Source organism: Pseudoflavonifractor sp. HNCC25GI2 (genome assembly GCF_058136395.1).
Genome location: NZ_JBYUOW010000018.1, coordinates 1 through 8,731 on the forward strand (window position 1 = coordinate 1; position 8,731 = coordinate 8,731).

The window sequence follows — 8,731 nt, forward strand, 5'->3', positions numbered from 1 at the left end:
TGTCCCCAGCGAAGTGGAGGCACTGCAATCAGGCAATCTCATCCACATAACTTATTCAACGTTCCGTCCGTATCCTAATGTTATGTGAAAAGATTTTTCAGTCGAAATGGCGCTTGACCCGCAGGCGGCTGATGGCCCGGGCCAGAGTGGCCTGGGCGGCGCGGTACTCCTGGATGCTCCGCTTCTGCAGCAGCGCCTCCTTGGCAGCGTCCGCGTCCCGCTTGGCCCGCTTTGCGTCAATCTCCTCCGGACGCTCGGCGGTGTCTACCAGAATGAGCACCTCTCCGTTTTCCACCTTGGCCAGTCCCTGGGAGACCGCAGCCTCCAGGGAGACGTTTTCCTCGATCTGATAGTACATCGTACCAGGCACCAGGGCGGTAATCATGTTGCTGTGGCGGGCTTGAATCCCCCGCATACCGTCGGAGGTGGGCAGGACCAGGGAATAACACGGCCCCTCATAGAAGGGGTGGTCCGAGGCCAGAATATGGACCTGAAAGGGCTCCATCAGCTGTTCGCCTCCATGCTCTCTGCCTTCTTCTTCACGTCGTCAATGGTACCCACATTGAAGAAGGCCATCTCGGGATACTCATCCATCTCGCCGTCCACAATGGCCGCGAAGCCCCGCAGCGTCTCCTTCAGGGGGACATAGACGCCGGGGTTATTGGTAAACTTCTCCGCCACGTGCATGGGCTGGGCCAGAAAACGCTGGATCTTTCGGGCGCGCATGACGGTGGTCCGGTCCTCGTCGCTGAGCTCATCCATGCCCAGGATGGCGATGATGTCCTGCAGCTCACTGTACTTCTCCAGCGTCTCCTGGACGCTGCGGGCAATGCGGTAGTGCTCCTCCCCCACCTTGTCCGGCTCCAGCAGCCGGGAGCTGGACTGGAGGGGATCCACTGCCGGGTAGATGCCCTGCTCCGCCACCTTTCGGCTGAGGACAGTGGTGGCGTCCAGGTGGGTAAAGGTAGTAGCGGTGGCCGGGTCGGTGAGGTCGTCAGCCGGGACGTACACCGCCTGGACGGAGGTGACCGATCCGCTGCGGGTGGAGGTAATCCGCTCCTGCAGCTCGCCCATCTCGTTGGCCAGGGTGGGCTGGTAGCCCACGGCGGAGGGCATCCGCCCCAGCAGGGTGGAAACCTCGCTGCCCGCCTGAACAAAGCGGAAGATGTTGTCGATAAACAGCAGCACGTCCTTGTGCTCCTCATCCCGGAAGTACTCGGCCATGGTCAGGCCAGTGAGCGCCACGCGCATACGTACGCCGGGGGACTCGTTCATCTGGCCGAAAACCAGGGCGGTCTTGTCGGACACGCCGCTGCCCTGCATCTCATTCCACAGGTCGTTGCCCTCCCGGCTTCGCTCGCCTACACCGGTAAAGACGGAGTAGCCGTTGTGCTCCATGGCCACATTGTGGATAAGCTCCTGGATCAGCACGGTCTTGCCCACTCCGGCGCCGCCGAACAGGCCGATTTTGCCGCCCTTGGGGTAGGGCTCCAGCAGGTCAATGACCTTGATGCCCGTCTCCAGGATTTCGCCCACGGGGCGCTGCTCCTCAAAGGCAGGGGGCTTGCGGTAGATGCTGTGGCGCTCCACCGGCTCGGTGAGGGGCTCTCCCCCGTCGATGACCTCGCCCAGGACGTTGAACATGCGCCCCAGGGTAACCGTGCCCACCGGAACGGTGATGCTGCTGCCCGGCGCACTGACTTCCATGCCCCGGGACAGCCCCTCGCTCCCCGCCAGCAGGACGCAGCGCACCATGTCGTCTCCTATGTGCTGGGCCACTTCCATGACCCGCTGCTCCCCGTTCACGCAGACGGTAAGCGCCTCCCGGATCCGGGGCAGGCTGCCGGCCTCAAACCGCACATCCACCACCGGGCCGGATATTTGAACGATGCTTCCGTATTTCACGATACCTGCACCTCTTTTTTTCTCCTTTTTTTCCTCTGGGCCTTGGCCCCGGCGGTGACCTCGGTAATCTCCTGGGTAATGGCCGCCTGACGCACCCGGTTATACTGCAGGGACAAATCCGCCAGCAGCTCCTCCGCGTTGCGGTTGGCCGAGTCCATGGCCGTCATCCGGGCCTGCTGCTCACTGCAGAAGCTGTCAATGAGGGCACTGTAAATAAACCCGGTGAGATAGCTGTGCATGATGCCGTTCAGCACCGCCGAGACGGAGGGCTCAAACTCGAAGGGCACCATGATTTTCTTCTCCTTCTCCGGCGGCGTGAAGTAGGTTCTGTGGAAGGGCAGCAGCCGAGTGGAGTGGACACAGGCAGTGAGACCGTTCTCCATGTCCGTGTAAATCACAAAAATTTTCTTCAGCAGGCCCCGGTCATACTGGTCCAGCAGCATAGCACTGATCTCACGGGCCCGGTCCAGGGTGGGATTCTGGGCGGTATAAAGGAACATCCGCTCGATGGGGATGTGGTGCTGGGTAAAAAAGCGCCGCCCATACTCCCCCACCACAAAGAGCTTGGTGTCACTGTGGTCCTCCAGCAGCCGCTGGGCCTCCTTCAGCACGTTCTGGTTATAGGCTCCAGCCAGCCCCTTGTCCGCCGTAATGACCAGACAGCCGTAGGTGCCGGGCAGCTCCGGCTCCTGGTCGGGTGGATAGAAATAGTGACTGTCCACATCGTTGGCCGTACGGAAAACACGCTTGATTTCGCTGCGCAGGGCATCGAAATAGGGCCGGGTCTGCTCCAGCTCACTGCGGGCCCGGCGCAGCTTGGTGGAAGCAATGAGGTACATGGCATTGGTGATTTTCCGGGTCTCCATGATGCTGTCAATTCTGCTTTTGATTTCCGCGGTACTTGCCATGGTGCTTACTCCTCTGCCGCCGCGGACCCGGCGCTCTGATACTGCTTCACAAAGGCCCGGGCCAGGTCCTGAATGGAGGCGATATCCTGGTCGGTGAGCTGGCCGGTCCGGTCAATCCCGTGGCACAGCGCCCCCGCGGTCTTCTCCATGTGGTCCAAAAACTCCTTCCGGAACTGGTCCATCTGCCGGACGGGGATGTCCTGGAAGGCGTGGCTGAGAGCCGCCACCAGGAGGATAACCTGCTGGTGCTGGCACATAGGGTGGTACTGGGGCTGGCGCAGCAGCCGCATCAGGCCCTGGCCGTAAGTCAGCTGCTTACGGGTGAATTCATCCAGGTCGCTGGAGAACTGGGTAAACACCTCCATCTCCCGGAACTGGGCCAGATCCAGACGCAGGGAACCCGCCGCCTTCTTCATGGCCTTGGTCTGGGCGTCGCCGCCCACACGGGACACGGACAGGCCCACGTTGACAGCCGGACGCTGGCCGGCGAAGAACAGGTCGCTCTCCAGGAAGATCTGTCCGTCGGTGATGGAGATGATGTTGGTGGGAATGTAGGCAGACACGTCGCCGGCCTGGGTCTCCACGATGGGCAGGGCGGTCATGCTGCCTCCGCCCCGCTCCTGGGACAGGTGGGCGGAGCGCTCCAGCAGACGGGAGTGAAGGTAAAAGACGTCGCCGGGGTAGGCCTCACGTCCGGGGGACCGCTCCAGCAGCAGGCTCAGCGCCCGGTAAGCGATGGCGTGCTTGCTGAGATCGTCGTACACAATGAGCACGTCCCGGCCCTTGTCCATAAAATATTCCCCCAGAGCACAGCCGGCATAGGGGGCGATGTACTGCAGGGTAGCCGAGTCACTGGCCGAGGCGCTGACCACCACGGAGTAGTCCAGAGCGCCGAATTTCTCCAGCGTCTGCACCACCTGGGCCACCGAGCTGGCCTTCTGGCCGATGGCCACATAGATGCAGATCACGTCCTTGCCCTTCTGATTCAGAATGGTGTCCAGGGCGATGGCCGTCTTGCCGGTCTGGCGGTCGCCGATGATTAGCTCACGCTGGCCCCGGCCGATGGGGAACATGGAGTCAATGGACAAAATTCCCGTCTCGATGGGGCGGTTCACCGACTGGCGGTCAATGATGGAGGGGGCAGGGGTCTCGATGGGGCGGTAGTCCTTGGCAGCAATTTCGCCCTTGCCGTCGATGGGCGTGCCCAGCGCGTCCACCACCCGGCCCAGGAAGGCGTCGCCCACCGGAGTACCGGCCATCTTTCCGCTGCGGCGCACCTCGCTGCCCTGGACGATCTCCTCCTCGTCTCCAAAGAGGATACAGCCCAGCTCGTCCTCCCGCAGCTCCTGAACCATGCCCTTGACCCCGCAGGAGAACAGCAGGATTTCGCCGTAGACGGCGTGCTCCAGGCCGGCCACGGTGGCGATTCCGTCGCCCACCGTCAGCACCTGTCCCACCTCCTGGGCGGACACCTCCGGCGTCCAGTTGATCATGGTCTCCCGAATCAGGGGGAGCAGGTTCTCCCGGGAGGGCTTGAGCTGCCGCATCCGCTCTTCAAACTGACGCAGCCGTCCCTCAACGCTCCAGTCGTATACATCGGTGCCCACCTGCAGGGTAAACCCGCCGGTCAGAGCATCGTCCTGCTCCCACTCCAGGGTAAACTCCTGATGATAGGTCTGCCGCAGGAAGTCCAGCAGGCGCTTCCGGTTCTCCTCGCTGGGCGGTGTTCCGCCCCGGAGAACCGCTTTTCTCTCACCGGGATTGCTCATGGGAGGTCCTCCTCTCTGCCAGGTTCAGGAACTGCTCGTAGGGATCGCCGTCGGCGCCCAGGGCGATCTTTTCCGCCGCGGTAACCGCCATATCCACCAGCTCCTTGGAGGCGCTGGACACCAGCTCCTCCTGCTCCCGCTTTGCGCTCTCCCGGGCTTTGGCCAGAATGGCCTCCGCCTCCTGCTTGGCCTCCGCCACCCGCTGGCTCCGGAGCTGGCTGAGCTCCTGCTCCGCCTCGGCCTTGCGCTGGGTGATGGCGGTCTCAACCTGGGACAGCTTGTCCTCATACTCCGCCTTCAGCTTCTCCGCCTGCTCCCGGTCCTGCTGGGCCTGCTGGTGCATGCTCTCATAGTGGTTCTGGCGCTGTTCCATGAATTTCTTGACCGGGCGGTACAAAAGCAGATACAGCCCGCCGGCCAGGATCGCGAAATTGAACAGATGCAGCAGAATCTGCTGCCAGTCAATATTCAGTGGAATACTCATATAACCGCACCGCCTTTACAGGACAAAGATGACCAGAATGACTACCAACAGCGCATAGATAATAGCGGTCTCAATAAATACCAGGTCCAGCATCAGTGTGGTACGGATTTTGCCCTCCATCTCGGGCTGGCGGGAGATACCGTCGGCCGCCTTGCCGCCCACAATACCCATGCCAACGGCGCCGCCCGCGGCGGCCAGGCCGATGGCAATGCCCACGGCAATGGCCTTCAGGCCCACGGAAGCGCTCTTGTCACTCGAGGCTGTATTATTCTCGGCGGCAGTGGTCTGAGTGGTCTCAGCGGTCTGGTCGCTGCCGGCTGCATAGGCAGGTGCCGCCAGGGCCACCGTCAGCATCAGAATCAGAAGTACTACCGGAACCTTTTTTACGAAACGCATGATAAAGACCTCCAAATCAATTTAAACATTCTGCAGCGGCTCCCCGGCCCGTTTCTTCCGGGCCTTGGGACGGCGCTCCTTGCGTTCAGACATTTCGCCGTAAAACAGCGCAGTCAGCATCGTCAGCACGTAGCTCTGAATGAGGGCGTGCAGCAGGGTGAACAGCACTCCCACAAGCACCGGCAGGACAAAGCTGAGCTGGATGTAGTAGTAAACCAGCTCCGTCACCAGAAGGCCGCTGAGCAGGGCGCCGAACAGACGGAAGCTCATGGAAATGAGCAGGGAAATTTCCTTCAGGGCGCTGCCGATTCCCCGGATGCCGTTCCCTGCAATGGCGCCGGAGAAAATAACCAGGTAGGACAGCACGCCCAGCATAATGGCCCCGTTCACATCAGACAGGGGCGCGGGGAGCGTGACGGAATTGCCGTTTATGGCAATGGCCTGGAAGCCAAAGAGCTCAAACAGCGTCCCCGTAAAGATGTAGGCGCCGGCGGCAAAGACGTAAGCCCCCAAAAATCCGTTGCGCCAGGGGCTGTTGGATTTGGCCAGGCCGTCAAACATGCCCACCGCCTGCTCCAGCAGCATCTGAAACTTCCCTGGTACATACTGAAACCTGGGAATAACAAAGACACGGATGAGCAGCGCAGCCACCAGCAGCACCACCGTTACCACCAGCGAGGAGATATAGCCCGGATTCACCGAGCGCAGGCCGAACAGGCTGATTTGATTGGTCTCATGCAGCACCGCATCCCGCATGGCCTCCTGTATGGTCTCGCTCTCTCCTCCCCCCGGTGCCGCCAGCGCGCCCACCAGCAGCACCACACAGATGCACAGCCAAAGCAACAGAAAGCGCTTTCTATCCTGTTTCATGACATCCCTTCTTCATCTTTTGAATGTAAGACGGCTGCTCTGTCCGTCGGGGTATGGGCGGCGCTCCCCTGGGACAGCCAGCCGAATTTCACACAGGCCGGACGTTCCGTATCTGCTCCGATCCGGTCCATCCGCCTCCGGCACCTGGGCTCCATCTTCCGCCGAAAAGAAACGACGTGTCATTCCCACTGTGGTCATGACACGTCTTGCGAATAATAGATGGGCCACGCGTGCCTAGATTATATGCTTCACAAAAGGGAAAGTCAAAGATTAATCCCCTTTTTTGACACAAAATTTATTTCATGCCCGTCAAAAAATGCATTATTTCCTGCATCATAGCCCCTCGAGGCAAGGAATTTCCGAATGTTTTTCTCAAATTTTTCTCCGCACCGGCCCGTGTGCAGTTTATAGGACATATCTGAAATTTGCCGGGCTTTTTTCCCATTCTTTACCGAGATCCAGATCGCCTCTTCATTCTTCGCTCCGGTACAGGTCATCTCCTGCCGGCACCATCCCGCTTCAGTCTGCAGTAATAGCGGTCCACGTAGACGAGATACACCGCTCCGCCCACCAAATAGAAAATGGCCGTCACGGCAAAGCCGGTGGTCAGACCGATGGACTCCTGCATAAAGCCCATGAGCAGGGATCCGATGCCGATGCCGATGTCATAGGAGAGCATATAGGTGGAGTTTGCCACGCCCCGCTGAGGCGCCGGAGTGGTGCCGGTGACAAAGGACTGGAAGAGGGGCTGGAGAATACCGTAGCCCAGACCAAAGAAGAACCCGGCGATGAGCAGATGCACACCCGTGGTCAAAAACAGGAAGCTAATCATGGTGACAATCAGCACCGCCAGACTAACATAGACCAGAGGGCCATGATTGCCCGCATCGATGACCTTCTGCGTCGAGGTTTTGGACAGCAGCATACCCACCACCAGGCAGATATAGAAATAAGGCAGGTAGCCCATGATATCCTTCTCCTGCGCCAGGATGGAGGAGTAGGCAATCACTGCGCCGTAGGGGATCATCAGAAACATCATGTTCAGCATGAAGGGAGCGGCAGGGCCGTAGAGGGACTCCTTGAGGGAAAACTTTTTTCGCTCCACCTTGGGGTACTTCAGGCGGCAGCAGGACACGCAGATCAGGGCGGCCACCGTGATGCCGAAGATGGTGAGGAAGGAGGCCTTGCTGCTCATGTTGCTCTGGACCTGCAGCCCCACATAGGGACCCACCGCCATGCCGATGGAAACAGTAAAGGCAAAGCGGCTGATGCCCTCGGTAATCTTGGCCACGGGCAGCACGTCGCCGGCCATAGTCATGGTGGCGGAGGCACACACCGAGTACACCGCGCCCATGTAAAGCCGCACCAGGATCAAAAGTCCAAAGGTGGGAAAGAGGAGAAAGGCGGGAAAGGACAGGCAGAACATGGCCAGAAACAGCAGATATACGTGATACCGGTTGAAGTTATCCAGCAGGTACCCGGCCACAGGACGGAACAGCACCGTGGCCACCGACATGGCCGTCAGCACAATGCCCACCTTGGAGCCTGTAATCCCAATTTCCTCACAGTAGACCGGGATAATGGGGATGGACGCATAAAAGGCGGCCAACACCAACAGGTTGGTGATGAACAGGAGGATAAACCGCCTGTTCCAAATCTTTTCCGTTTTTTCCATACAAGCAAAACTCCTTTGCGCAAAGGCAATAAAAATAGTGGCAAATGCCACCATCTCACTATAACACGCCTTGCGTGGATGTGTCAATAGTTAGTTGCATTTGCCACCATTTTGCTACGGAGCCCCAGAAGAGATTTGCAATTCCAACTCCGCCGCGCTATAATATTGATGATATTTTTCAGATAGAAAAGAGGGGACAAGGCTTGGAAAATGTGATGGACAGCCCATTTAAGGCAATTTCGATCCTGTACCGAAAATCTCATGTCTGGCTGAACAACAGCTGCGCCCAGTATGGGCTGACCGCGGCTCAGGCCATGGTCATCCTCATTGTCTGTGATTTCCAATCCCTGACCCAGGATGAGATCACCAAGCGGCTGGGGCTGGACAAAAGCGTCATTGCCAAGACCGTGACCAAGCTGGAGGAAACCGGCTTTTTGGTGCGCACCACCAATCCCAAGGACAAGCGCACCTACGACATCCAGCCCACCCAGCGGGCCTGGGCGGCCTATCCCTCCGTGCGGGAGCAGATCGACGTGTGCTTTCAGCGTATGACCCGAGAGATGTCCGAGGAACAGCGGGCCGCATTCCAGGAGCTGCTCCTGCTGGCGGCCAAAGCCACCATTGAGCAGGAGGATTCGTGAGTACTGCCCACGGGAACTCTATGTCGTTTCCTGACCGGAGCATGTTGTGCTTTTCCAACGAAGTAAATTCTCCTCTTCAAAGG

Annotated in this window: 10 protein-coding genes; 1 reads left to right on the top strand and 9 read right to left on the bottom strand. The window is 59.4% G+C overall.

The window, feature by feature from the left end; genetic code table 11:
- Nucleotides 1-97: 97 nt before the first annotated feature.
- From atpC to AC3YUO_RS12880, 9 genes are all read right to left on the bottom strand, one after another.
- Nucleotides 98-505, bottom strand: coding sequence for an ATP synthase F1 subunit epsilon (gene atpC, locus AC3YUO_RS12840; protein WP_489963413.1), 408 nt, complete (start codon nt 503-505; stop codon nt 98-100).
- Nucleotides 505-1,905 carry a F0F1 ATP synthase subunit beta gene (atpD, locus tag AC3YUO_RS12845; protein WP_489963414.1) on the bottom strand — a complete coding sequence of 467 codons (1,401 nt, stop codon included), beginning with the start codon at nt 1,903-1,905 and terminating at the stop codon, nt 505-507. The genes atpC and atpD overlap by 1 nt, the downstream gene beginning before the upstream one ends.
- The gene (gene atpG, locus AC3YUO_RS12850; RefSeq protein ID WP_489963415.1) at nt 1,902-2,813 is read right to left on the bottom strand and encodes an ATP synthase F1 subunit gamma; all 912 of its coding nucleotides are present in this window, start codon (nt 2,811-2,813) and stop codon (nt 1,902-1,904) included. Before atpG ends, atpD begins: the two co-directional genes overlap by 4 nt.
- A 5-nt stretch (nt 2,814-2,818) precedes the next feature.
- A complete protein-coding gene (atpA, locus tag AC3YUO_RS12855) occupies nt 2,819-4,582 on the bottom strand; it encodes a F0F1 ATP synthase subunit alpha (protein ID WP_489963416.1) in 1,764 nt (587 codons plus the stop codon).
- The gene (locus AC3YUO_RS12860) at nt 4,566-5,066 is read right to left on the bottom strand and encodes a F0F1 ATP synthase subunit B (protein WP_489963417.1); all 501 of its coding nucleotides are present in this window, start codon (nt 5,064-5,066) and stop codon (nt 4,566-4,568) included. Before AC3YUO_RS12860 ends, atpA begins: the two co-directional genes overlap by 17 nt.
- A gap of 15 nt (nt 5,067-5,081) precedes the next feature.
- Nucleotides 5,082-5,462 (bottom strand): ATP synthase F0 subunit C, encoded by a 381-nt coding sequence (gene atpE, locus AC3YUO_RS12865; RefSeq protein WP_199648731.1) that lies wholly within the window; start codon nt 5,460-5,462, stop codon nt 5,082-5,084.
- Nucleotides 5,463-5,483: 21 nt separating this feature from the next.
- On the bottom strand, nt 5,484-6,332 hold the full coding sequence (locus tag AC3YUO_RS12870) for a F0F1 ATP synthase subunit A (RefSeq protein WP_489963418.1): 849 nt from the start codon (nt 6,330-6,332) through the stop codon (nt 5,484-5,486).
- Nucleotides 6,333-6,595: 263 nt separating this feature from the next.
- Nucleotides 6,596-6,829 carry a hypothetical protein gene (locus tag AC3YUO_RS12875; protein ID WP_489963419.1) on the bottom strand — a complete coding sequence of 78 codons (234 nt, stop codon included), beginning with the start codon at nt 6,827-6,829 and terminating at the stop codon, nt 6,596-6,598.
- Nucleotides 6,826-8,007, bottom strand: a complete 1,182-nt coding sequence (locus AC3YUO_RS12880; RefSeq protein ID WP_489963420.1) for an MFS transporter — start codon at nt 8,005-8,007, stop codon at nt 6,826-6,828. The genes AC3YUO_RS12875 and AC3YUO_RS12880 overlap by 4 nt, the downstream gene beginning before the upstream one ends.
- Nucleotides 8,008-8,222: 215 nt before the next feature.
- Between AC3YUO_RS12880 and AC3YUO_RS12885 the strand changes: the two genes are divergently transcribed.
- Nucleotides 8,223-8,648, top strand: coding sequence for a MarR family winged helix-turn-helix transcriptional regulator (locus AC3YUO_RS12885; protein ID WP_489963421.1), 426 nt, complete (start codon nt 8,223-8,225; stop codon nt 8,646-8,648).
- Nucleotides 8,649-8,731: the final 83 nt, after the last annotated feature.

What these genes read in the sequence shown, in the direction of transcription:
- AC3YUO_RS12885 (WP_489963421.1), top strand. Translation starts at nt 8,223, where the DNA reads ATGGACAGCCCATTTAAGGCAATTTCGATCCTGTACCGAAAATCTCAT.
- atpA (WP_489963416.1), bottom strand. Translation starts at nt 4,582, where the DNA reads ATGAGCAATCCCGGTGAGAGAAAAGCGGTTCTCCGGGGCGGAACACCG.
- AC3YUO_RS12875 (WP_489963419.1), bottom strand. Translation starts at nt 6,829, where the DNA reads ATGACCTGTACCGGAGCGAAGAATGAAGAGGCGATCTGGATCTCGGTA.
- AC3YUO_RS12880 (WP_489963420.1), bottom strand. Translation starts at nt 8,007, where the DNA reads ATGGAAAAAACGGAAAAGATTTGGAACAGGCGGTTTATCCTCCTGTTC.
- atpE (WP_199648731.1), bottom strand. Translation starts at nt 5,462, where the DNA reads ATGCGTTTCGTAAAAAAGGTTCCGGTAGTACTTCTGATTCTGATGCTG.
- atpG (WP_489963415.1), bottom strand. Translation starts at nt 2,813, where the DNA reads ATGGCAAGTACCGCGGAAATCAAAAGCAGAATTGACAGCATCATGGAG.
- AC3YUO_RS12870 (WP_489963418.1), bottom strand. Translation starts at nt 6,332, where the DNA reads ATGAAACAGGATAGAAAGCGCTTTCTGTTGCTTTGGCTGTGCATCTGT.
- atpC (WP_489963413.1), bottom strand. Translation starts at nt 505, where the DNA reads ATGGAGCCCTTTCAGGTCCATATTCTGGCCTCGGACCACCCCTTCTAT.
- AC3YUO_RS12860 (WP_489963417.1), bottom strand. Translation starts at nt 5,066, where the DNA reads ATGAGTATTCCACTGAATATTGACTGGCAGCAGATTCTGCTGCATCTG.